The sequence below is a fragment of the Desertibacillus haloalkaliphilus genome, assembly GCF_019039105.1.
In the GTDB taxonomy this organism is placed as follows: domain Bacteria; phylum Bacillota; class Bacilli; order Bacillales; family KJ1-10-99; genus Desertibacillus; species Desertibacillus haloalkaliphilus.
In genome coordinates, this window is record NZ_JAHPIV010000378.1 from 1 (window position 1) to 369 (window position 369).

Here is a 369-nt window from a genome sequence, read left to right on the forward strand (position 1 = left end):
CCCTTCCTTTTTCCTCTTTTCCCCTCCTTCTTCCCTCTCCTTTCTTCTCCTTCTTCCCTCCTTCCCTCCCTCTTTTTTTCCTCCTTTCTTCCCCCCTCCTTCTCTCTCTCTCTCCTCCCCCTTCCTTCCTTCTCCCTTCCTTCCTCCTTTCTTCTCCTTCTTTCCTCTCTTCTTCTTCCCCTTCCTTTTTTTTCTTTCTCCCTCCTCTTTTCTCTTCCCCCTTTTCTCTCTTCCTCTTTTTCTCTCTCTTCTTTCCCTCCCCTTTTTCCTCTTCCTCCTTTCTCCCTTCCCCCCCTTCTTCTCTTCTCCTTCTTCCCTCCCTCTTTCTCTTCTCCCCCTCTTCCTCTTCCTCCTCCTCTTCTCTTTTCT

General features: G+C 49.3%; 1 protein-coding gene. It reads right to left on the minus strand.

The genetic code is table 11. From position 1 onward, the window contains the following. A partial coding sequence (locus tag KH400_RS30125; protein WP_217228408.1) for a hypothetical protein occupies window positions 1-369 on the minus strand: 369 nt, incomplete at both ends.